19 protein-coding genes, 1 tRNA gene and 1 pseudogene are annotated in these 22,570 nt (G+C 66.0%); 12 read left to right on the forward strand and 9 right to left on the reverse strand.

The window, feature by feature from the left end; all coding sequences use genetic code 11:
• The 8 genes and pseudogenes from HMPREF3097_RS09990 to HMPREF3097_RS08010 form a co-directional block, all read left to right on the forward strand.
• A pseudogene (locus HMPREF3097_RS09990) lies at positions 1 to 308 on the forward strand (methionine--tRNA ligase); the annotation flags it as partial.
• Between the two features lie 21 nt (positions 309 to 329).
• Positions 330 to 1,187 (forward strand): TatD family hydrolase, encoded by an 858-nt coding sequence (locus HMPREF3097_RS07980; protein WP_070761815.1) that lies wholly within the window; start codon positions 330 to 332, stop codon positions 1,185 to 1,187.
• A gap of 260 nt (positions 1,188 to 1,447) precedes the next feature.
• Entirely contained in the window at positions 1,448 to 2,608 is a 1,161-nt protein-coding gene (locus tag HMPREF3097_RS07985) for a resuscitation-promoting factor (protein WP_070761816.1), read from the forward strand.
• Between the two features lie 166 nt (positions 2,609 to 2,774).
• A complete protein-coding gene (gene rsmA, locus HMPREF3097_RS07990; protein ID WP_246821338.1) occupies positions 2,775 to 3,743 on the forward strand; it encodes a 16S rRNA (adenine(1518)-N(6)/adenine(1519)-N(6))-dimethyltransferase RsmA in 969 nt (322 codons plus the stop codon).
• Positions 3,740 to 4,792, forward strand: a complete 1,053-nt coding sequence (locus tag HMPREF3097_RS07995) for a 4-(cytidine 5'-diphospho)-2-C-methyl-D-erythritol kinase (protein WP_083317984.1) — start codon at positions 3,740 to 3,742, stop codon at positions 4,790 to 4,792. Before rsmA ends, HMPREF3097_RS07995 begins: the two co-directional genes overlap by 4 nt.
• Before the next feature lie 57 nt (positions 4,793 to 4,849).
• The gene (locus HMPREF3097_RS08000; protein ID WP_070761818.1) at positions 4,850 to 6,694 is read left to right on the forward strand and encodes an ABC-F family ATP-binding cassette domain-containing protein; all 1,845 of its coding nucleotides are present in this window, start codon (positions 4,850 to 4,852) and stop codon (positions 6,692 to 6,694) included.
• 58 nt (positions 6,695 to 6,752) lie between these two features.
• Positions 6,753 to 7,076, forward strand: coding sequence for a putative quinol monooxygenase (locus HMPREF3097_RS08005; protein ID WP_070761819.1), 324 nt, complete (start codon positions 6,753 to 6,755; stop codon positions 7,074 to 7,076).
• A gap of 85 nt (positions 7,077 to 7,161) precedes the next feature.
• Entirely contained in the window at positions 7,162 to 8,247 is a 1,086-nt protein-coding gene (locus HMPREF3097_RS08010) for a 3-hydroxyisobutyryl-CoA hydrolase (protein WP_070761850.1), read from the forward strand.
• A gap of 6 nt (positions 8,248 to 8,253) precedes the next feature.
• Here HMPREF3097_RS08010 and HMPREF3097_RS08015 read toward each other — a convergent pair whose 3' ends face one another.
• On the reverse strand, positions 8,254 to 8,940 hold the full coding sequence (locus tag HMPREF3097_RS08015) for a TetR/AcrR family transcriptional regulator (protein WP_070761820.1): 687 nt from the start codon (positions 8,938 to 8,940) through the stop codon (positions 8,254 to 8,256).
• 310 nt (positions 8,941 to 9,250) lie between these two features.
• On the opposite strand from HMPREF3097_RS08015, the gene ppk2 reads away from it, so the two are divergent.
• Together ppk2 and HMPREF3097_RS08025 are read left to right on the forward strand one after the other, a co-directional pair.
• Positions 9,251 to 10,126, forward strand: a complete 876-nt coding sequence (gene ppk2, locus HMPREF3097_RS08020) for a polyphosphate kinase 2 (RefSeq protein WP_070758634.1) — start codon at positions 9,251 to 9,253, stop codon at positions 10,124 to 10,126.
• A gap of 49 nt (positions 10,127 to 10,175) precedes the next feature.
• The gene (locus tag HMPREF3097_RS08025) at positions 10,176 to 10,841 is read left to right on the forward strand and encodes a hypothetical protein (RefSeq protein WP_070761821.1); all 666 of its coding nucleotides are present in this window, start codon (positions 10,176 to 10,178) and stop codon (positions 10,839 to 10,841) included.
• Positions 10,842 to 10,950: 109 nt separating this feature from the next.
• Here the strand turns inward: HMPREF3097_RS08025 and HMPREF3097_RS08030 are convergent, their stop codons facing one another.
• Positions 10,951 to 12,597, reverse strand: a complete 1,647-nt coding sequence (locus HMPREF3097_RS08030; RefSeq protein WP_070761822.1) for a peptide chain release factor 3 — start codon at positions 12,595 to 12,597, stop codon at positions 10,951 to 10,953.
• Between the two features lie 90 nt (positions 12,598 to 12,687).
• On the opposite strand from HMPREF3097_RS08030, the gene HMPREF3097_RS08035 reads away from it, so the two are divergent.
• Both HMPREF3097_RS08035 and HMPREF3097_RS08040 read left to right on the forward strand, forming a co-directional pair.
• Positions 12,688 to 13,662, forward strand: a complete 975-nt coding sequence (locus HMPREF3097_RS08035) for a hypothetical protein (RefSeq protein WP_070761823.1) — start codon at positions 12,688 to 12,690, stop codon at positions 13,660 to 13,662.
• Positions 13,663 to 13,811: 149 nt separating this feature from the next.
• Positions 13,812 to 15,299 (forward strand): glyceraldehyde-3-phosphate dehydrogenase, encoded by a 1,488-nt coding sequence (locus HMPREF3097_RS08040; RefSeq protein WP_070761824.1) that lies wholly within the window; start codon positions 13,812 to 13,814, stop codon positions 15,297 to 15,299.
• 89 nt (positions 15,300 to 15,388) lie between these two features.
• Here HMPREF3097_RS08040 and pth read toward each other — a convergent pair whose 3' ends face one another.
• The 7 genes from pth to HMPREF3097_RS08075 form a co-directional block, all read right to left on the reverse strand.
• Positions 15,389 to 16,036: an aminoacyl-tRNA hydrolase gene (gene pth / locus HMPREF3097_RS08045; RefSeq protein WP_070761825.1), complete on the reverse strand. Its 648-nt coding sequence runs from the start codon at positions 16,034 to 16,036 to the stop codon at positions 15,389 to 15,391.
• A 137-nt stretch (positions 16,037 to 16,173) separates the two neighbouring features.
• A complete protein-coding gene (locus HMPREF3097_RS08050; protein WP_070761826.1) occupies positions 16,174 to 16,812 on the reverse strand; it encodes a 50S ribosomal protein L25/general stress protein Ctc in 639 nt (212 codons plus the stop codon).
• A 376-nt stretch (positions 16,813 to 17,188) separates the two neighbouring features.
• Positions 17,189 to 18,148: a hypothetical protein gene (locus tag HMPREF3097_RS08055; protein WP_070761827.1), complete on the reverse strand. Its 960-nt coding sequence runs from the start codon at positions 18,146 to 18,148 to the stop codon at positions 17,189 to 17,191.
• A gap of 185 nt (positions 18,149 to 18,333) precedes the next feature.
• Positions 18,334 to 19,305 (reverse strand): ribose-phosphate diphosphokinase, encoded by a 972-nt coding sequence (locus HMPREF3097_RS08060; protein ID WP_012359833.1) that lies wholly within the window; start codon positions 19,303 to 19,305, stop codon positions 18,334 to 18,336.
• Positions 19,306 to 19,469: 164 nt separating this feature from the next.
• Positions 19,470 to 21,026 carry a bifunctional UDP-N-acetylglucosamine diphosphorylase/glucosamine-1-phosphate N-acetyltransferase GlmU gene (glmU, locus tag HMPREF3097_RS08065; RefSeq protein WP_070761828.1) on the reverse strand — a complete coding sequence of 519 codons (1,557 nt, stop codon included), beginning with the start codon at positions 21,024 to 21,026 and terminating at the stop codon, positions 19,470 to 19,472.
• A 119-nt stretch (positions 21,027 to 21,145) separates the two neighbouring features.
• Positions 21,146 to 22,495, reverse strand: a complete 1,350-nt coding sequence (locus HMPREF3097_RS08070) for an MFS transporter (RefSeq protein WP_246821339.1) — start codon at positions 22,493 to 22,495, stop codon at positions 21,146 to 21,148.
• Between the two features lies 1 nt (position 22,496).
• Positions 22,497 to 22,568, reverse strand: a tRNA-Gln gene (locus HMPREF3097_RS08075).
• Positions 22,569 to 22,570: the final 2 nt, after the last annotated feature.

Genomic DNA, 22,570 nt, shown 5'->3' on the forward strand with positions numbered 1-22,570 from the left:
CCCCGTACCTGCCGTTCTCCGCTCAGAAGGTCTTCGAGACTCTCGGTGGCGAGGGCATCTGGGCGGCCCAGCCGGAGATTGTTGAGGTCAAGGACGAATCCCCGCGCACCCCGGTCGGTGTGGGCCTGCCGGAAGAGGGGAGCACCTACCCGGTCATCATGGGTAACTACACCGAGCAGCAGGCCACCTGGCAGCGCATCGAGCTGACCCCGGGCACCCCGCTGAGCAAGCCGAAGCCGCTGTTCCAGAAGCTGGACCCAGAGCTGGCGGAGACCGGCCCGGAGTGGGCGCCGGTCGTCAAGGACTAGCTGACCGGTAGCGTGGGGGATATGTCTAAAAAGAAACGCCCCACGCCTGTCCTGCCGGAGAGCATTGGAGCTCTCTTCGACTCCCACACCCACCTGGCCTCCACCATCGCCAAGGGGGCACGGGAGGGGCAGGATCGCCGTGCTGCTACCGCGGAGCTCGTCGCCCGCGCCGGCCAGGCCGGGGTGGAGCGGATCTGCACCGTCGGTGATGGACTGGCCGAGACCGAGCTGGCGCTGGCGGCGGCCCAAGAGTTCGACAATGTCTGGGCCGCGTGCGCGATCCACCCGACCCGCGCCGACGAGCTGGATGAGGCAGCCAAAACCAGCCTCATCGAGATGGCCGCCAACGAGCGTTGTGTGGCGATCGGGGAGACCGGCCTGGACGCGTATTGGATCAAGCACGACGACACCACGCCCTCGCTCGAGGTACAGGAAGCCGCGCTGCGCTGGCACATCGACCTTGCGGTCAGCGCGCGCAAGCCGCTGATGATCCACAACCGCGAGGCGGACGAGGATCTGATGCGCATCCTCGCGGATGCCCCGCAGCCCACCGACGTGATCCTGCACTGCTTCTCCTCTCCGCTGGACGTGGCCCGCGAGGCCATCGACCGCGGCTACGTTCTCTCCTTCGCGGGCAATGCGACCTTCAAGCGCAATGAGGAGCTCCGGGAGGCTGCGCGCCTGGCTCCGGCCGAGCAGATCCTCGTGGAGACGGACGCTCCCTATATGACTCCCGAGCCCTTCCGTGGGGCGCGCAACGAGCCCGGGTTCGTGGGATACACAGCCCGGGTGCTCGCGGAGGCGCGCGGCCAGTCGCCGGCCGAGTTCGCGGAACTGGCGTGGTCGAATGCCAACCGCGTCTTCGGCCTCCCTGGTTAAGGACGAGCCAAGCCCCGTTATCTTCCTACGCGGCCCAGGGAACCGCAGGCGCGCCCGGCGCCTACGGTCCTGGTGCGCAAGCGTGCTGCCGTTGCGCGTGTGACGGTCTGTTATTGCTGTTACAGTGCGCATTCCCCGACCTGGGGTGATTTTGCCCACGTCTCTGGATTCTTCTGGCTTTAACTTCATCGTTATCGTATTGTGATAAAAGTTCAGCCCCGCTGGGGTGAAGCGATCACAAGAAAATCGAGAGGTTTCGAGTGTCTCCTAAGAAGAAGTCCAGCCTGCACCGCATCAACAACACCAACTCCACGCCACTGCGCCTAGCCACCGGCGGCATGCTGGCGACCCTGGTTGTTGGCGGTGGCGTCGCCGCGGCGGCGCACAAGAACATCACGCTGGACGTCAACGGCGAAATCATCGAGGCCAGCTCCGTCACCGGCAACGTCGGCGACATCCTGGAGAAGAACGGCGTCGAGGTCAACCCCAAGGACCTCGTCAGCCCGGCACCGTCCGAGTCCGTCTCCAACAACGACACCATCAAGGTGCGCTCTGCCAAGCAGGTCGCTCTGATCATCGACGGTAAGCGCGAGAACGTCGACACCACCTCCGTCACCGTCGAGGAGATGCTGCGCCAGGTCGGCAAGTATGACGAGATCGCCACCGGTTCCCTCTCCGCCGGCATGAACACCAAGATCCCGGCTGAGGGCATGGATCTGGACGTCACCACGTCCAAGTACTTCACCCTCAACGACGGCGGCAAGCAGGGCCGCATGAAGCTGCCGGCCCGCACCGTCGCCGACATCTTCGAGCTGCGCGGCACCCCGCTGGGCAAGGACGACATCGTCACCCCGTCCGCAGACACTCCGCTGCGCGAGGGCATGCACATCGACGTCGTCCGCGTCTCCAAGAAGGATCACACCTTCGAGCGCGCCGTGAGCGCACCGGAGCGCGAGATCGAGGATGCCAACCTGCCAGAGGGCGAGCGCAAGGTCGTCAAGGAGGGCAAGGACGGCAAGGAGCGCGTCAAGCTGCTGGTCACCCGCCACAACGGCAAGGTCACCGACCGCAAGGTTCTGGAGCGCGAGGAGCTCGAGGCCCCGGTTGAGGCCGTAGTCAAGGTGGGCACCAAGCCGAAGAAGCCGGCTGGACCGGATGCCCCGGCTGTCGCGAATGGCTCCGTGTGGGACGAGCTCGCACAGTGTGAGGCCGGCGGCGACTGGAGCATCAACACCGGCAACGGCTTCTCCGGTGGCCTGCAGTTCACCCCGTCCACCTGGGCTGGCTTCGGTGGCACCGAGTACGCTCCGGCCGCCCACATGGCATCCCGCGAGCAGCAGATCGCTGTGGCCGAGAAGGTCCAGGCCGCTCAGGGCTGGGGCGCATGGCCTGCCTGCACTGCGAAGATGGGCCTGCGCTAAAGCCCGGCCCTTTCCAGGCCCTTACGGCCACACTGGCTTCACAGCCACCCGGCGTGGGCCACGCGCAGAGGAGACACAGCGCGTGGCCCACGCCTTTCCCGTATGACCGGCAGCGTTGGCGCGGCATTTTCGCCCGCTACGCTGCCGGTCGTTTATATTCGAAGGCGTGAATGATGACGTGCGTGCCCAGGACGCCCCGGCGCTAGACGGGGGAGTATCGCTGCTCGGGCCGGTGGAGATCCGCCAGCTCGCCGAGGAGCTGGGGGTCAGCCCCACCAAGAAGCTCGGCCAGAACTTCGTCCACGACCCCAACACGGTCCGCAAGATCGTGTCCGCCGCCGAGGTGGGCCCCGGCGACCACGTGATCGAGGTTGGCCCCGGGCTGGGGTCCCTGACGTTGGCGCTGCTGGGCGCGGTGGGGGAGGTCACCGCCGTCGAGATTGACCCGCTGCTGGCGGGACGTCTGCCGCGCACCGTCGCCGAGCAGGCCGCTCCGGTCGCCGACAAGCTCCACCTCATCCTCCGCGACGCCCTCCAGGTCACCGCCAGCGACTGGACCGAGCAGGGGCTGGCGGAACCCACCGCGCTGGTGGCGAACCTGCCCTATAACGTCTCCGTCCCGGTGCTGCTGCACCTGCTGGAGCAGTTCCCCACGATCAGCAGGGTGCTCGTGATGGTGCAGCTGGAGGTCGCGGACCGGCTGGCTGCCAAGCCGGGCAGCAAGATTTACGGGGTGCCCAGCGTGAAGGCCCGCTACTACGGCGATACCTTCCGCGCTGCGACGATCGGCAAGAACGTCTTCTGGCCCGCCCCGAAGGTGGACTCCGGGTTGGTGCGCATCGACCGCTGGGGTGTGGGGGACAAGCCGGCCGCCCCGTGGGCCGAGGCTGTCGCGGCCTCGGGATTCGCAGAGGAAGCCGTGCGCCGAGAGACTTTCGCCGTGGCCGACGCGGCCTTCCTGCAGCGGCGCAAGACCCTGCGCGCCGCCCTCTCCGGACACTTCGGCGGCGGCCAGCAGGCCGAGGAAGTTCTGCGTGCAGCGGGCATCGACCCGAAGCAGCGCGGGGAGAAACTCGGCGCCGAGGAATTCGTGGCGCTTGCCCTCGCCAGCCTCGTAAGCAAGGAGGGGCAGTGAGCACTCAGCGAACCGGTGACGAGCAGCAAGGCACGCCCCGCATCAGCGTGGCCGCCACCGCGCACGGCAAGATCAACCTTCACCTGGCAGTCGGCGACGTCCGGCCGGACGGCTACCACGAGCTGGAAACCATCTTCCAGTCCGTGAGCCTTAAGGAGACCGTGACCCTCACCGCGGTTCCGCGCGGAGAGGAACCCGAGCTCACGGTCGCGGGACCGGATGCCCACCTCGTGCCGCGCGACCCCAGCAACCTCGCCTGGCGGGCCGTCGAGCTCATCCGCGACCTGTGGTGCGAGCGCGCAGGCCTGCTGGAAGACCCCGCGGCCGACCCGGCGACCCGCGCGCCGTCGGTGAGCATCCACATCGATAAGAATGTGCCCGTGGCCGGCGGGATGGCCGGTGGCTCCGCGGACGCCGCAGCCGCCCTCGTCGCCGCCGTGGAGTTTTACTTCGGCCGCCAGCCCCTGCCATATCCCACCCCGCGCAAGGCCGTGGCGCCCAGCCAGGCGGAGCTGCTGCAGCTCGCCGGCACCCTGGGCGCCGACGTGCCCTTCTGCGTGCTCGGCGGCACCGCGCTCGGGACCGCCCGCGGGGACGAGCTGATCAGCATCATGTCCCAGGGGCCCTACCACTGGGCGATTGCCACCGATAAGCGCGGGCTGTCCACCCCGGAGGTCTTCGCGCAGCTGGACCGTCAGCGGGAGGCCGCGCGCACCGGCAACCGGCCGGACGTCCGCGCCCAAGGCACCGAGGAGTTGATGCGCGCGCTGGTGACCGGCGACCCGCACCAGCTCGCTCCGCTGCTGGTCAACGACCTGCAGGCGCCCGCGATCAGCCTACTGCCGAGCCTGCGGCAAACGCTGGCGGTGGCCAAGGAGGCCGGCGCGCTCGCTGCCATCGTCTCCGGCTCCGGGCCATCCATCGCCATGCTGTGCGAAGACGAGGCCAGCGCCGTGGAGGTCGCCACCGCCGTATCCGTGGCGGGCAAGGCCAGCGCCACGGTCGTGACTAGTTCGCCCGCGCCGGGGGCGCGCGTGGTCCGCAGCTAGCCTGGAAAACACAAGAAAAACAGCACAACAGAAATTAAAGGAGAGCGAAAACCCACCGTGGTGAACCTCATCAACCTGGAAAACGTCGAGAAGTCCTATGGCCTGAAAACCCTGCTGGACAAGGTCAGCCTCGGAGTCAACGAGGGCGACCGCATCGGCGTCGTGGGCCTCAACGGTGGCGGCAAGTCCACCCTCCTGAAGGTGATTTCCAAGCAAGTGCCTGCCGACGCGGGGCGGGTGTCCCATAACAACGATCTCCGCCTGGCGATGGTCACCCAGGACGTCCTCCGGGAATGCCTCACCGACCCGGAGAAGAAGGAACTCACGGTCGGGCAGGCTGTCCTCGACCCGCTGGGCATGGAGACCTACGAGTGGGCCTCCCAGCCGAAGGTACGCCGCGTGCTGCATGGCCTGGGCATCGTGGAGCTCGGGCTCGACACCCCGGTTTCCCAGCTCTCCGGTGGCGAGCGCCGCCGCACCGGCTTGGCCGCCGCACTCGTCCAGGACCTCGACCTGCTCATCCTCGACGAGCCTACTAACCACCTCGACGTCGAGGGCGTGCAGTGGCTGGCCGAGCATATTCTGTCCCGCAACACCGCGCTGCTCGTCGTTACCCACGACCGTTGGTTCCTCGACACCGTTGCCACCTACACCTGGGAGGTCCACGACGGGAAGGTGGACGTCTACGAGGGCGGCTACAACGACTGGACATTCGCCCGCGCCGAGCGCACCCGCCAGGCCAACGCCGCCGAGCAGCGCCGCCAGAACCTCGCCCGCCGTGAGCTCGCCTGGCTGCGCCGCGGGGCACCCGCCCGCACCTCCAAGCCGCGCTACCGCATCGAGGCCGCCGAGGCCATCATCGCGGACGTCCCGCCGCTGCGCGATAGCGTGGAGCTGATGAGCTTCGCCGTCCGCCGCCAGGGCAAAAAGGTCATCGACCTGGAGGACGCCAGCATCAGCACGCCGGACGGCCGGCGCCTCATCGAACACCTCACCTGGCGTCTGGGACCCGGCGAGCGCATCGGTCTGGTGGGCGTCAACGGCTCCGGCAAGACCACCCTGCTGCGCACCCTGGCAGGCGACTACCCGCTGGACTCAGGCAAGCGCATCGAGGGCAAGACCGTGCGCATCGGTTGGCTCCGCCAGGAGCTCGACGACCTGGACCCGGAGCGCCGACTGCTGGACACCGTCACGGACGTGGCCAGCTACGTGACGATCGGGGACAAGGAGATCTCCGCCTCCCAGCTGGCCGAGCGGCTGGGCTTCAGCCCGAAGCGGCAGCGCACCCCGGTCAAGGACCTCTCGGGTGGCGAGCGCCGCCGCCTGCAGCTGACCCGCGTGCTCATGAGCGAACCCAACGTGCTGCTGCTCGACGAGCCCACCAACGACCTGGACATCGACACCCTCCAGGAACTGGAGACGCTGCTGGACAACTGGGCCGGCACCCTCGTGGTCATCTCCCACGACCGCTACCTCATCGAAAGGCTCTGCGACTCCACCTGGGCGCTCTTCGGCGACGGGGAGCTGACAAACCTCCCCGGCGGGATCGAGCAGTACCTCACGCTGCGCGCCGAGCAGGCCAAGGCTTTAGGCACGGATGAAAACTCCATGAACCTGGGAGTCCAGGGCGGCGACGTCGAGAAGACAGAAAAGAAGGAAACCAGCGGCCTGAGCGCGCAGGAGGACCGCGAGCTGCGCAAGCAGATGAATGCCGCGGAGCGGAAGATGGCGAAGCTGGCCGAGAAGATCGCGGGGCTCGAGGAGGAGATGGCCGCGGCCGCCGAGGCCATGGACCACGAGAAACTCGCCGAGCTCAACGAGACGCTGCAAGCGGCCAAGGATGAGCACGAGGAGCTCGAGATGGAGTGGCTGGAGGCCGCGGAGCGCCGCGAAAACGCCTAGCCGGGTGCGGAAAATAAAAACCTGGCGAGGGTCGCGGCTGCATGGCTAGCATGGGAGCATGATTCTCATTAACGTTCGATTCAAGCCCCTGGACGAGCACGTCGAGAACTTCCGCGAGCACGTCGCGGAGTTCACCGAGGCCACCCGCAAGGAGCCGGGTTGCCTGTGGTTCGACTGGTTCCGCAACACGGACGACCCGAGCGAGTACATCCTCATCGAGGCCTTCGAGGACGACGCTGCGGAGGCACACGTGAACTCCGAGCACTTTAAGAAGGCCACGGAGCTCTTCCCGACGATCCTCAAGGAGACCCCGCAGATCATCAACACGCTGATCCCGGGGAAGACCGAGTGGGACCGCATGGCGGAGTTCCAGGTCGACTAACAATTTCTGTGGCGGCGCGCCGGGCACCCCGGCCCGTCGCCACAGGTATATCTAGCGAAGAAACGATCAATAAAGGGTGGGTATCGTGACGCAGTTTATTTCCACAGTGGTTGAAGGCCGGACGGGAATCATCGAACTCGACCGTCCGAAGGCGCTGAACTCCCTCAATCAGGAGATGATCACGGGGATCCGCGAGGCGGTGGACGGTTGGTTGGACGACGCCGCCGTCGAGCAGATCCTCATCCGTTCCAGCAGCGAGCGGGCGTTCTGTGCCGGGGGCGACGTCCGGTCCGTGGCTGAAGACGACGCCGCCGGTTTCCACCAGTCCGGTGACGAGTTCTTCGAGGAGGAGTACGGGCTGAATCGTCGCCTGGCCACCTACCCGAAGCCTATCGTCGCTGTCTGGCAGGGCGTGGTGATGGGCGGTGGCTTCGGGATCTCTGCTCACGGCTCCCACCGCGTCGCCGGGCCCAAGGTGCTGGCTGCGATGCCGGAGGCGGCCATCGCTTTCGTTCCGGACGTCGGCATGACCCACCGCCTGAACAACCTCACGCCCCCGGAGGGGTACGCGGAGCAGCTCCCGGAGGCCGGGGCGCTGGCCGTGTTCCTCGGAACCACCGGGTGGCGGATGAATAGCGCCGACCTGCTGGCCACTGGGCTGGCAACGCACTTCGCGCCCGATCCGCAGGCCTTTGGCGATGCGGTGGGGGCGAAGGGGCTGGCCCGCGCGCTGCGGGAGGATGCTCAGGAACCGGCCACGGCGCTCGCCGACAGCGTGGCGGGTGAGCCATCTACGCTCATCGCGAATGCGCAGCTGATCAGCGAAATCTTCGGTGGGGAGTCCTGGCTGGAGATCGAACAGGCGCTCGCTGCAGCCAGCGCCCCGGACGAGGCGGGGGAGAAGTTCCTCGCAGATGTTCGCGCGGCGGTGAAGAACGCCAACCCGACCAGCCTGGTGGCGATCACCGAGATCATGCGGCACGCTCGCCACACGGATCTGGCCACCGCGCTGCGCAACGAGTTTGCGGTGGGAGCTGCCCTGCGGCGCGAGCCCAATTTCCCGGAGGGTATCCGGGCAGTGCTGGTGGATAAGGATCAGTCTCCCCACTTCGAGCCCGCGGCTGCCGCCGACGTGGACCCAGCCGTGTGGCGGGAGATGCTGGAGTCTTAACCCGGCTTAGTTGGCGCCGAAACCACGCTCCAGGCGGTCGAAGCCGGTGTCGAGGATGTCCTCGAGCACCTCTTCACCGGCGTAGCCAGGGTTATTGGCGATCTCGGTGGCCGCGTTGACCATCGCCGTCACCGAGTTGATCAGCAGGTGGATCTCCACGAGGCTGAGCGCGCCATCGCAGTAGCGGTGTACCGCGTGGGTGAGGCTGCCGAAGATCTCGAGCAGCACGCCCGTGCCCTCGCGGTCCATCTGCACCGTCATGTGCTCACCGAGGGAGGACGCGAGGTTGATCGCGGGCAGCGGGTTCTCGCCCGAGGTCATGATCTCGTGGGTGATCTGGCGCAGCAGCTGCACCGGGGTCAGCCCCGGTTGGGTCCGGTCGATCCACTCAGCGATCTGGCGGACGTAGGTCTCGATGAAGTACAGGAACGCCGCGTCGCGGTTGGGGAAGTAGTTATGGAAGGTGCGGGAGGAGACCCGGGCGCGCCGGGTGATCGCCCGGATGCTGGCGCCGTCGGACCCCTCCTCAAGCATGAGCTCGGCCGCCGCGCGGGCGAGCGCATCACGGGTATCGGCCTTCTTCCGGTCCCGCAGGGTACGTAGCTTCTTCGCAGCTCCCTCGATGACCAACGGGTGCTGGTCCTCCGAGCCTCCGCCGAGGGGAGTGCGTGAGTTGTTCTGGGTTTTGCTCAACTCGAACCACCTAAATGACTATCTCTTTGCCCTCACGTGCGGGGCAAACTTAATGGGGATTATTCCCAATTTGGCACAAAACTACGTGAAATTCTGTTCATCAATTATAGCTGAATATGTAGCTGTGCTATGGAATAGGCAAATATTCATCGGCTGCCCCTCTGTGATGGGGGGGTCGAGGGGTGGCGGGGCGGTGAGTGCGACGGTCGGCTATCCGGTCGGCAGGCGTCGCAAAAAGGGTGTTCAAAATCACGGCCCGCAGGCTCCTGCGGCTGCGCGTTGTCAGCGTGTTCCCAGTATTCTATTAACTATGAACAACGCCATCGCCTTTCAGGGCCCGCACAATCCCCACCCGAAGAAGCTGAAGAAGAAGGCTTATGAAAAGGAGCTCAAGCGCCTGCAGGCTGAGCTCGTCGAGATGCAGCAGTGGGTCGTCGAGACCGGCGCCCGCGTCGTCATCGTCATGGAAGGCCGTGACGCCGCCGGTAAGGGCTCGGCTATCAAGCGCATTACCCAGTACCTCAACCCGCGCTCCTGCCGCGTCGAGGCGTTGCCGGCGCCGACCGAACGCGAGAAGGGCCAGTGGTACTTCCAGCGCTACGTCGAAAAGCTGCCCACCGCTGGCGAGATCGTGATCTTCGACCGCTCCTGGTACAACCGCGCCGGTGTGGAGCGCGTCATGGGCTTCTGCACCACCGATGAGTACCGCCGTTTCCTGCACCAGGCCCCGATCTTCGAGCGCCTGCTCGTGGAGGACGGCATCATCCTGCGCAAGTACTGGTTCTCCGTCTCCGACGAGGAGCAGTACGCACGCTTCACCTCCCGCCTCGAGGACCCGCTGCGCCGCTGGAAGCTCTCCCCGATGGACCTGCAGTCCATCACCCGCTGGGAGGACTACTCCCGCGCCAAGGACGCCATGTTCGTCCACACGGATATCCCATCGGCCCCGTGGTACACGGTGGAGAGCGAGGACAAGAAGCGCTCCCGTGTGAACGTCATTGCTCACCTGCTGGATTCCATCCCTTACCACCACATTGAGCGCGAGCTGCCGGAGATCCCGGAGCGTCCGGTCTCCGAATCCAACTACCAGCGCCCGCCGCGCGAAGAGTTCCGCTACGTGCCGGATTACGCCGCCAAGCTCGAGGTCGATGAGGAGCCCAAGGGCAAGGACTCCAAGAAGTCCTAAAACCCGCCGATGGGGTAGTGGGGGCGAAGTGCGAGTAGCCTAGGGCGTCATGCTGCATGCCGTTTCCTTCGCGCTGGTTGATTCGCTCAACGCGCTGCTCATCGGAGTCATCGTTGCCCTCGGCGTGATGCTGCCGCCCGCCGCGCCCTACCGGCGTATCGCCACGCTCGTGGTGGGCGGGGACTGGCTCGGCGTGCTTGTTCTTTCCGTGGTGACCATGCTGGCCTTCGACGGGCTCGGCGACGCGGTGACCCGTGCGCTGGACTCCCCGGTCTTCGCGCTGGTCCTCATCGCTATCGGTGTGCTCACCCTCGTGCTCACGCTGCGGAGCAAGCCGGGGGCCGAGCAATCCCAGCTGCTCAACCGGATGGTGGGACCGCTGACAACCCCGTCCGCCGCGACCTTCGGCCTGGGCTTCCTGCTCGGTGTGATCCAATCCGCGACCTCGGCGCCCTTCTTTACCGGCCTGGCCTACCTTTCGGCCGGGGATTATTCCGCGGTCTTGCGCTACGTGGGGCTGATTTTCTACGCCAGCTTGGCGCTCAGCCTGCCCGCTGTGAGCGCCGTGTTCGTGGGCCTCGTGCGTGCTTACCCGAACGGTGCATTCGGCTCGGCGATGGCAGCCATGCGGGAGCGCAAAGCCGCGATGGCCAAGGCCGCCGGCTACCTGGTCGCGGCTGTTCTCATCCTCTTCGGTGCCTCGCTGCTGCTCTAGATTTTTCTTTGAGGACGTCAACGGCCCCGCTGCTTTCCTGCAGCGGGGCCGTTCGTGGTTCCGGCTGGGCAGCAGTCTTGCTGAGGCGCCCATGCCTAACCAGGGGTGGCTAGTCTGCGACCAGCGTCTCCAGGGTCAGGTCCGGGAATTCCTTCTCGATGAAGGCCAGCTTCCACTTATCGCCGAACAGGGCAATGAGCTCGCCGTCGCCGCGGGTGAAGATCTCCACGCCGCGCTGGCGTCCCAGCTGTGGGGCAGAGGCCTCGTCGGTGCGGCGGGCCACCGAATACGGCACCGGCTCGGTGACGGTCTCCACGTTGTACTCCGCGGCCATGCGCCCCTGCATCACTTCGAACTGCATCGGACCGACCGCGGCCATCACCGGGGCGGCGTCGCCGCGCAGGTCGTTGCGCAAGATCTGAACAACGCCCTCGGACTCCAGCTGCTCCAGAGCCTTGCGGAACTGCTTGTACTTGCCCAGGGACTTCGCGCGCAGCGTTTGGAAGTGCTCCGGGGCGAACTGCGGCATCGGCGGGAACTGCACCTTCTTGCCGGTGTAGATCGTATCGCCCGGTGCCAGCGCACCTGCGTTGACCAGGCCGATGATGTCGCCCGGATAGGCGGTCTCCACCGTCTCGCGGGTCCGGCCGAACATCGTCAGCGCGTGCTTGGAAGAGAAGCTGCGGCCCGACTGGGCGTGGGTGACCTGCATACCGCGCTCAAACTCGCCGGAGATGATCCTCATGAACGCCAGGCGGTCGCGGTGGTGGGCGTCCATGCCGGCCTGCACCTTGAACACCACGCCGGAGAAGTCATCCCCGGTATCGCGGAACTCCTGCACCGCGGCGGAGGCGCCGGACTGGGCGGCCAGCGCCTTCTCGTCGGATGCTCGGCCGGCGGGGGAGGGGGCCAGCGCGCACAGGGTGTCCAGGATCTGGTGCACGCCGAAGTTCAGCATCGCGGAGGCGAAGATCACCGGGGAAGTCACGCACTGCAGGAAGAGCTCCTGATCATGCAGTGCTCCGTCGGCGGCCAGCAGCTCGGCCTCCTCGACGGCCGTCTCCCACACATCCCCTTCGCGGTCGGCGGCTTCATCCGGGGTGTAGTGCTCCTCCGGGGCGATCGTGGAACCACCGGCGGTGCGGGTGAAGTGGATGTACTCCTCCGCGTTGCCGTCCTCGTCGATGCGGGCGAGTCCCCGGAAGTCCCCGGCCTCACCGACAGGCCAGAACAGTGGAGTGGGCTGCAGATCGATCTCGCTGACGATCTCCTCCACCAGGTCCAAGGCGTCTCGACCCACCCGGTCCCACTTGTTAATCACCGTGACGATGGGCAGCCCACGGGCCTTACACACCCGGAACAGCTTCAACGTCTGCGGCTCCAGGCCCTTACCGCCGTCGACGAGCATCACCGCGGCGTCCACGGCGGAGAGCACGCGGTAGGTGTCCTCCGAGAAGTCCGCGTGGCCCGGAGTATCCACCAGGTTGATGACGTAGGGCTCGCCCTCGTGCCCCTCCGGTGCGTAGTCGAACTGCAGTGCCGAGGAACCGATCGAGATGCCGCGGTCCTTCTCCATCTCCATCCAGTCGGAGACGGTGGACTTGCGTCCAGCCTTGCCGTGCACCGCGCCGGCCTCCTGGATGACGTGGGCGTGCAGCGCCAGCGCCTCGGTGAGGGTGGACTTACCGGCGTCCGGGTGGGCGATGACGGCGAAGGTACGGCGTCGGGTGGCTTCAGCAGCAGCGTGGGCGTTCATGAGTACCCAGGGTAGCGCCCCACAAGCCCCAGCCCGAATCCCTCCAGCCGCTGGGCAGGGGGCGGGGCCGGTCGGCTAAACTTTCACACCATGTCCAGCACTGACCCCCAATACGTCACGATCGATACGGTCGTGCCCGCTGTGCTTGGGATCGTGCTGATGATCCTGATCTGGGCAACCCTGCGGTCCATGCTGGTGCTCTCCTCGGAGGACAGGATGCTGGGGGTGCGCATCCCCCGAATCAAGCGCCTCAATCCCGTTGTCTTGGCCGCGAAGTCTGACTTCAAGAAGGCCAACACGCGAGTGCTGCTGCTGTTTACCATCGCGGTGCTGGTGGCGCTGGGGCAGGAGACCCACCGCCTGGTGCTGTGGGGCTGCGCGGTGCTGCCCGTGGTTCAGATCTGCGCAGGATTGTGGTTCTGGGCCAAGGGTCGCCGCGCTATCCGGCAGGAGCGCCGGCTGTCTCGGTGGTGGGAGATCGGCGACGAGAACGCGGACTTCACGGACACGGCGTCGGCCTCCGAATCCGCCCGCAAGCAATACGCCCACTATCAGCAGCAACCCGGCACCGTGCCCCGCTCCTTCGACCAGCTGGTGTACCCGAAGTCCGCGGGCTGGTTGTTTATCCTCGCTTACGGCGTGGTCGTCGCCACCGGAGTGGTGCTCTGGTGGAACACCGACGTGCACAGTGGGCGGGAACTCTGGCAGGTCTACCGCACCCCGTTCTGCGCGGCGCTGCTGGCGCTGGTGGCCTTCGTTGCCTCCTACTGGCTGAGCTTCTACAACCCCTCGGCACCAGGTCAGCGACGTGGTCCGGAGCTCATTGCGTGCATGGCGAGGCTGCAGCGGGGGATCGCACTGCTGACGCTCATCGCCCTCATCGTGGTGAACGTGGGCGTGATCACACCGGCGGCCCCTGGGCTCGCGGACTACGCGGGAAAGCTGGGCTCCCTGCGGGCCGCGGGCTGGGTGTGCGCCGCCATTGTTTTCGCCGTAGATATCCTCTGGCCTGCGCTAACGCTGCTGAAGCTGCGCCAGAAGGCGGCGGAAAAGCCACGCTCCTAACGCGCCGAAGGGCGGGGCTGCCCAGTCCGGACTGAGGGCGGTAGCGAGAGAAAAAAGGGGCAACACTAGGGGTGGAATCCCACTTTCAACCCCAAGACAATTAGGGTTTAGGGTGGTTAATCTTTACCCCTTTAATTTTTGGAGGTCTCATGTCCGCTTCTGCGTCCATCGACAAGCAGCAAGCTGATTGGAACGAGCGCGTCGCCCTGGCGGAAAAGATGATCCCGCTGCTCGGGCAGCTCCGCCGCGAAAAGAACGTCGTGACGTCCATCTTCGGTCGCCAGCTCATCAACGTTGCGGAGACCGACATTCTGAAGCAGCACCGCTTCGCACGTCGCATCACCAACAACGACCTGCCGATCGCGCACACCATGCCGATCCTCGAGCGCATCGCAGAGCTCGACCTGAACACCGTCGCGGCAGACCTCGGCGCCCTGGCCACCGCATTCGAGGACAAGGGGGGCGACTTCGAGGACACCGCCGCCATCGACGAGTTCCTCAAGGAGCAGTTCGCCGACGTCATCGGCACCCGCGGCGACACCCCGACCACCGACGTCGTCCTCTACGGCTTCGGCCGCATCGGCCGCCTCCTGGCCCGCATCCTGCTCGCCCAGAGCTCCGAGAAGGCCGGCCCGCGCCTGCGCGCCATCGTCGTCCGCAAGAACTCCGAGGACGACCTGCAGAAGCGTGCCTCCCTGCTGCGCCGCGACTCCGTCCACGGCAGCTTCGACGGCACCATCTGGGTCGACGAGGAGAACAACGTCATCTGGGCCAACGGCACCCCGATCCAGGTCATCTACGCCAACAAGCCGTCCGAGATCGACTACACCCAGTACGGCATCGATAACGCCATCGTCGTCGACAACACTGGCGTGTGGCGCGACCGCGAGGGTCTGGGCCAGCACCTGCAGGCCAAGGGCGTTGCACGCGCGCTGCTCACCGCGCCGGGCAAGGGGGACATCAAGAACCTCGTCTTCGGCATCAACCACACCGACGTCGACCTGGACTCCGAGGACGACCGCATCCTCTCCGCCGCGTCCTGCACCACCAACGGCATCACCCCGGTGCTGAAGGTCGTCAACGACAAGTGGGGTGTGGACCACGGCCACGTCGAGACCGTCCACGCCTTCACCAACGACCAGAACCTCATCGACAACTTCCACAAGGGCGAGCGCCGCGGCCGTGCCGCCACTCTGAACATGGTGCTCACCGAAACCGGCGCCGCCAAGGCCGTCTCCAAGGCCCTGCCGGAGTTCGAGGGCAAGCTGACCGGTAACGCCATCCGCGTCCCGACCCCGGACGTCTCCATGGCAGTGCTGAACCTCAGCATGTCCCGCGAAGTCACCAAGGACGAGGTCAACAACTACCTGCGCGACGTCTCCCTCGTCTCCGAGCTGCGTCCGCAGGTGGACTACATCGACTCCCCGGAGGTCGTCTCCACCGACTTCGTCGGCTCCACCCACGCCGGTGTCGTCGACGGCCGCGCGACGATCGCTGCCGGCAAGAACCTCGTGCTCTATGTCTGGTACGACAACGAGTTCGGCTACTCCTGCCAGGTGGTTCGCATCATCGAGCAGCTGGCCGGCGCGCAGCACGTCGTCGTGCCTGCCCGCACCGCGCTGGACGCCCTGAACTAAGGCAGCTCCTGGGGCCGGGTAGCGCGGCCCCACAAGCGAGCCAAAGGGCCCGCGACCATAAGTGGTCGCGGGCCCTTTTGTGTTGCCTGCTAGCGGCTGCGCCCGTGGATCTCGTTCTGGGCGATGGCCACCCCACGGCTCACGATGAGGCGTACCGCGTCTGCCGCATCCCCCAGGGATAGCGGCAGCCACTCGAGCTCCTGCTTGCTGAAGGGCTTCAGCACGAAGCTCGCCGGGTCCATGCGCCCCGGCGGGCGACCGATGCCCATCCGGATGCGTACGTAGTCCCGGGTGCCCAGCGCCTGGGTGGTGGACTTCAACCCGTTGTGGCCGTTCTCCCCGCCACCGACCTTGATGCGCACCGCTGCCGGGTCGAGATCCAACTCGTCGTGGATCACGATCACGTGATCGGCCGGGATCTTGAAGAACTTCGCCAAAGCCCCGATCGCCCCGCCGGAGAGGTTCATATAGCTGCGGGCCCGGGCGATGATCACCGACTGGCCATCGATCTTCGTCTGGCAGATCAGCGAGTTGGTGCGCTTGTGGGCGCTCAGCGTGCCCGGCATGGGCGTGAGGTCGTCCAGGAGTTCATCGACGGCCAGGTAGCCGATGTTGTGCCTGGTGGTCTCGTACTGGGCGCCCGGGTTACCGAGCCCAACGACGAGCCACGGGGCATCCGCGCTGCCAGCAGCCTTCGGGGACTTCTTGGGGGAGGAGTTCTTCAGCTTTCCACACACAGTTGGAATCCTTCCATAGAAAGACCCGCCGCGCTGGGGCAGAGGTATGGTTCATACCTCGTGCCCGGCGCAGCGGGTGAGCGTTGCGACCCCCGGCCATGAACTCGCGTTCAGCGGCCGGCGTGCAGGGGAGGGGATTAGTCCTCGGACTCTGCCGGTGCCTCGGCCTCTTCGCCCTCAGCGGCCTCTTCGCCCTCGGCAGCAGCCTCGTCGTCCTCAGGCAGCTCTTCCTCCTCCGGCTCGACGATGTTGATGACGAGCTCCTCGGCGTCGGAAACCAGGACAGCGTTGGACGGCATCTTGACGTCCTTCGCCAGGATCTGCTCGCCGATCTCCAGGCCGTTGATGTCCAGGACGATCTCTTCCGGAATGTCGAGGACGTCGACCTCGAGCAGCAGGACGTCGACGTCCTGAACAACCATTGCGCCCGGTGCCGGGAGGCCCTCGTGGATGACCGGAACCTCGACCTCGACGCGCTCGCCGCGCTTGACGTTCAGCAGGTCAGCGTGGTCGATGTCCAGGGTCAGGACGTTCTGGTCGATGGCCTTGACCATCACCAGGTTGTCCTCGCCGTCGATGTTCAGCTCGAACACGGCGTTGACACCCTCGTTACGGACCAGTGCGTGCAGGTCCAGGGTGTCGACGTGGACGTGGACCGGGTCCAGCTCGTTGCCGTAGACAACCAGTGGGATCCGGCCGTCGCGACGCAGGCGACGGGATGCGCCCTTACCGAACTCGGTGCGCAGAACGCCTTCGATACGAGTCAATTCAGCCATGAGTGCTCCTTAGAGTTAAGAAGTTGAAGTGTAAATATTGCGGTTGCCGCTGCTTTTCTCTTCGCCCGGGATCGTTAACCGGAAAAGAAAAAAAGCCGCGGTTTCTCGCGGCGGGTGTCCACCCCGCCCACGTGAAGCCCCTCGAATACAAGGAAGCCGCATGGCCGGGTAGTTCATCGCGCCGATAACGGCCAGCTTGTTTAAGAGCCAGCCCTCGCCGAGATCAACCGACATCTTACAAGGTGGCAGCCCACGTGGGCAAACCCCTTTTTCGGGCGCAGCGCTGCAGTGTGGCGCCTGATGCGGGTGGGGCGGTGGCGTGACGTGGGGACGGGCGGGGTGGGAAGATTGGCGACGGGGACGTCGCAGGCGTGAATTAGACGAACTCGATGGTGAAGGACGAATACTGCCCGCGGTTCTTCTCAGTGCAGGAGCCGTCTCCCTTCTGGCCTTCCGCGGTGGCTCCGAGCATGCAGCGATAACCGGTGCTCACCTCGCCGGGGCCGTGGTTGCTATACCCGCCATCCGCATATTCCTGCAGGGTGGCGCGCATCGTCTTGCAGTCGTTGTCGCCACGAGTCAACCGAGCAACCAGCTTCTTGCCATCCTTGGCCTTCACCGGTGCGCACGTCCCGCCGAGTGGTACCTCGCTGTCATCGACGTAGATCTCTTTATCCGTCACACGTATGCGGTGGGGCTTGGTGCTCCTGAAATCCGGACCAGTCTTGGACTCGCACTCCAGGTCCTTTCGGCCTGCCGTGCAGGTGACCTCGCCAAGGGTAACCCGCTGTCCGGGCTTCAACTCCTTCGGAGGCTGCATGCTTCCACCGCCCGGGCTGGTGAGCGAAGCGCGAGACGTCCACGCAGGACCCGTGGGGCCAGTGGCGAGCCCAAACTCGTTTTGCGGTTGTGGTCCCAAGCCGCTGGCGGGTTCCGAGTACAGCCCCGGCAGGCGCTCCTGCATGTTCGAACACAGCAGCTGGTAGCCCTCCGCGCCGCGCTCCTTGCGGCTGTTATCTACGCAGACGGTGCCCAGGCTCTTGACTAAGAACATGCGCACGCCTTTGTCCCCGTTGTCGAATGTGGAGGCCGGAACGTCCGTCACTCCGCGTCCGCCCGGCTCCGCGTTGCTGTCTTCGTCGCCTTCGCTGCTGCCTTTCGAGCTCTTCCCCTCTGAGCCCTTGCCTCCCGTCGGCTTCGGGGCCTTGCCCGGCTTGGTCGTGGTGACCGTGACCGTCGGCGGGCCGGAGGCGTCGTCATCGGACTGGAGGCTGGAGCAACTGCTCAGGGCGAGCAGACCGGCGACCAGGACGGCGGGGATGGCGGAGCGGCGCATAGAAACCTCCACTGCATGCCGGGAGGGGCAGGGGCCGCCCGGCATAAGGAACGTGATCGAAGCTAAAGATTAGCTGAGAGGTCGCTCGGGGTCCTGCTAAACCCGCCCTGCAACAGCAAAACACCCCCGGTTCCGCCCACAGGCGGGCGGCAACGGGGGTGTAGGGCGCAGGCAGGCGCGGGGGACTACTCGAAGAGAGTGGTCACGGAGCCGTTCTCGAAGATCTCGTGGATCGTCTTCGCCACCAGCGGGGCCACGGAGAGAACCGTGAGGTTATCCCAGCCCTCGGTGCTCTGCGGCAGGGTGTCGGTGGTGATGATCTCACGGGCGCCGCACTCGCTGAGGCGCTCGCGGGCCGGGCCGGAGAACACGCCGTGGGTGGTCGCGATGATGACGTCGCCCGCGCCGGCGTTCTTCAGTACCTGGACAGCGCCGGCGATGGTGCCGCCGGTGTCGATCATGTCGTCCAGCAGCACACAGGTGCGGCCCTCGACGTCACCGACCACGCGGTTGGAGGTGACCTTATTGGCTACGTCGATGTCGCGGGTCTTGTGGATGAAGGCCAGCGGGGCGCCGCCCAGCTGGTTGGCCCACTTCTCGGACTCCTTCACGCGGCCAGCATCCGGGGAGACGACCACGATGTTGTCCAGGTTGTAGTTCTCCTGGATGTGCTTGGTCAGGATCGGCAGCGCGTGCATGTGGTCGACCGGACCATCGAAGAAGCCCTGGATCTGGTCGGTGTGCAGATCCACAGAGACCAGGCGGTCCGCGCCAGCGGCCTTGAACAGGTCAGCGACCAGGCGAGCAGAGATTGGCTCGCGGCCGCGGTGCTTCTTGTCCTGGCGGGCGTAAGGGTAGAACGGGAGGATCGCCGTGATCCGCTTCGCCGAGCCACGCTTCAGGGCGTCGATCATCAGCAGCTGCTCCATCAGCCAGTCATTCAGCGGCTGCGGGTGGGACTGCAGGACGAAAGCGTCGGAGCCACGGACGGACTCCTCGAAGCGCACGAAGATCTCGCCGTTGGCGAAGTTGCGCGCCGTGGTCGGAGTCAGCTCGACACCAAGCTCGCGGGCTACTGCCTCACCCAGCTCCGGGTGCGCACGACCCGAAAACAGCATGAGGTTCTTTTGGTTGTCGATCCAGTGAGTGGTGGACACAGATCAGCCTTCCCGAGGATTTGTTTTCTTGTGTTCGCTGGTACGTTGCCGCCCGTCGACCCTTGCGCAGGATCTTTGAGGACGCCACCCGCTCGCCGCAGTGACCAGCTTTACATGAACTGATGATAATTGCCCTGGGTTTAAAGAACCAACGAGGGCTAGGTCTACTGCCCCTGCTCCGGGGTCTCACCTTCGGGCTGCGGGGTAGCAGCGTCGCTAGCGGCGCGTTGCGCGGCCTCCGCCGCCGGGGTGCCGGGGCGGCGCTTGACCACCCAGCCCTCAATGTTTCGCTGCTGACCACCGGAGACGGCCAGAGCGCCGGCGGGGACGTCCTCCTTGATGACCGTGCCAGCCCCGGAATAGGCGCCATCGCCGACGGTGACCGGCGCGATGAACATCGTGTCCGAGCCGGTGCGCACGTGCGAGCCGATCGTGGTGTGGTGCTTATTCACCCCGTCGTAGTTGACGAAGACGCTGGATGCCCCGATGTTGCTGTACTCGCCGATGGTGGCATCACCCACATAGGTCAGGTGCGGCACCTTCGAGCCACGCCCGATGGTCGCGTTCTTGGTTTCGACGAAGCCACCCAGCTTGCCCTCCTCACCGAGTTCCGTGCCCGGGCGCAGGTAGGTGAACGGGCCAACGGTGGCGCGGGCGCCGATGGAGGAGCTCAGGGCGTGAGTGCGCACCACGGATGCGCCCTCGCCAACGGTGGTGTCCTGCAGGGTCGTATCCGGGCCCAGGGTGGCGTTATCCGCAATCCGGGTGTGACCCAGCAGCTGGGTACCCGGCAGGATCGTGACGTCCTGGCCAACCTGGACGTCCACGTCGATGCGGGTGCTGTGCGGGTCCACGATCGTCGCCCCGCCGCGCATCGTGCGCTCCAGCACGCGGCGGTTGAGCTCCTCGCCGGCGCGGGCCAGCTGGACTCGGTCGTTCACGCCCGCGAGCTCCGCGGGATCGTTGGCGGTGTGCGCGCGCACCGGGTGGCCGTCGGCCCGTGCGATGGAGAGAACATCGGTGAGGTAGAGCTCGCCCTGCGCGTTATTCGTGTTCAGGCGGCTCAGCGCATCGCGCAGGATCTCGGCGTCGAAGGCGAAGACACCGGAGTTGACCTCGGTGATCGCGCGCTGTTCCTCGGTGGCGTCCTTTTCCTCGACGATCTGCATGACGTCGCCGTAGTCGGAACGCACGATGCGGCCGTAACCGGTGGGGTTAGCCTGCTCGACGGAGAGCACCGTCACGGCGGTCGGCACCTCGGTGTGGGAACGGTAGAGCGCGGTGAGCGTCTCTCCCGTCAGCAGCGGGACGTCGGCGTTAGTGACGATGACGGTGCCGTGGAAGTCCGCCAGTTCGTTCATCGCGCACTGCACGGCGTGCCCGGTGCCGTTCTGCTCCTCCTGGACGGCCAGGTGGATCTGACGGCCCAGGTCTTTGGCCACCTGCTCGCAGGCCGGGCCGACCTGTTCCCGGCCGTGCCCGATCACGGCCACCATGTTGCTTGGCTGCGCTCCCGCCGCGGCGTGAAGGCTGTGGGCCAGCAGCGTACGTCCGCCGATGGCGTGCAGGGTCTTCGGCGTAGCCGACTTCATGCGCGTGCCGGCGCCCGCAGCGAGGATGACGACGGCCAGATCCGAGCCCGCAGAAGTCCCACCAGCTCCCGTGGTCTGGGTCTCCGTTGGCTGGTCGGTGGCTTGGTTCCTGTTCGGAGTGCGCGACACGGCGGCAGCCCCTCCTTGAAAATCGGGTGTGGACGGTCTTGGTCGTACACCAGCATAACTGCCGTGCCGGACAAAGCTTTGCGGGCCACGGGCTGTGTCGCGTCCCGAGTAGGCGGGGTCTAACCCTGGCGGGCGGAAACCTCAGGCAGCTTCGCCGCGAGCAGGGAGCCCAGCGCGCCGACCGCGGCCAAAGCGCCGAGTGCCCAGAGGGTTCCCATGAGGCTCAACAGCGCGGTCAGCGCACCGATGAGCAGCAGGATGATGCCCATCAGCGTGTTGGAGACCGAGACATAGCGGGTGCGCTGATCGCCCTCAGCCATGTCCACCACATAGGTCGACCGGGAGACCCGGATCGCCGCGTGCGCCACCGAGATACCGAAGAAGGCCACGGGCAGCCACCAATACAGGGCGTCCTCCCAGACCAGGGCCAGGCCGATGGTGATCAGCAGCAGAACGACGGCGAAAAGCGCGCCGCCCGACAGGGTGTTCTTCGAAGATTTATCCGACAAGGCGCCGGACACCCGGCCGGCGGCCAGCGAGGCCAGGCCTGCGGCCACGACGAACAGGCCCAGGCCGGTCACGCTCGAGCCCGCCCGTCCTTGCAGAGTGACAAGAAAGGTGGGGGAGAGGGCGGAGGCCAGCATGAGGGAGCGGACCAACACAAAGTTTCGGAAGGGCTTGTCGTCGCGCACCAGGCCCCATACGTCGTCCCAGATGGCGCGATTCATCTCGGTAACGGAGTGCGGCGGCTCAGCGAGATCCCCCTCGTCCACTGGCGGCTCCTGGATCTTTCTGAAGAGCAGGAAACTCACCACCCACGCGCCCGCTCCGGCCGCAAAAAGCACGCCGAAAGTGCCGGGGCTCAGATTGTCGCGCAGGGCGGCGATGATCAGGCCCACCACGATGGTCACCGCACCTGCGAGCGTCGTCGCGAAACCAGTGACCCGGCCGCGGTAACCCTTCGGCATCGTGCGGCCCTGGATGTCCTTACTCGTCAGCGAGACCAGCGAACGGGCGGCGGCGAGCAGCGCGAGGCCGAAGAGGATCAGCAGGCCAGCTGCCGTGCCGGAGGTGAACAGGGCAGCGCACATCGCGATGATGCAGCCCAGCGCCTGGCCCAGCGTGCCCAGCAGCAGGATCGGCAGTCGGCGGGAGCGGGCCTGGATCCACGGGCGAAGCCCCGCCTGCGGCAACATCGACCCGGACTCGCGGATCGGCACCAGCAGCGGCGCGATCCAGGCGGGCGCGGCCAGCATCTGCAGCAACCACGGCAGCGTCGTCTTCGCGCTCATGATCTGGTCGCCGATGTTTTGGAAACCAAAGGCCGTGGAGAAGCGCAGCCCGTTCTGTTCCACATTCGGAAGATCGGACTTCGGTGGCTTGCCGATGAGTTTGTGGGACAGGCGCGTCGAAAAAAGCCCCTGCTCGGAGTGAGTAGGGGCTTGAGCTTGTTGGTCTTCGCTCGTCATGCTCCCCCACCAGGACTCGAACCTAGAATGACGGTACCAAAAACCGCAGTGTTGCCAATTACACCATGGGGGAAT

The sequence above is a fragment of the Corynebacterium sp. HMSC27B11 genome, from assembly GCF_001815985.1.
Classification (GTDB): domain Bacteria; phylum Actinomycetota; class Actinomycetes; order Mycobacteriales; family Mycobacteriaceae; genus Corynebacterium.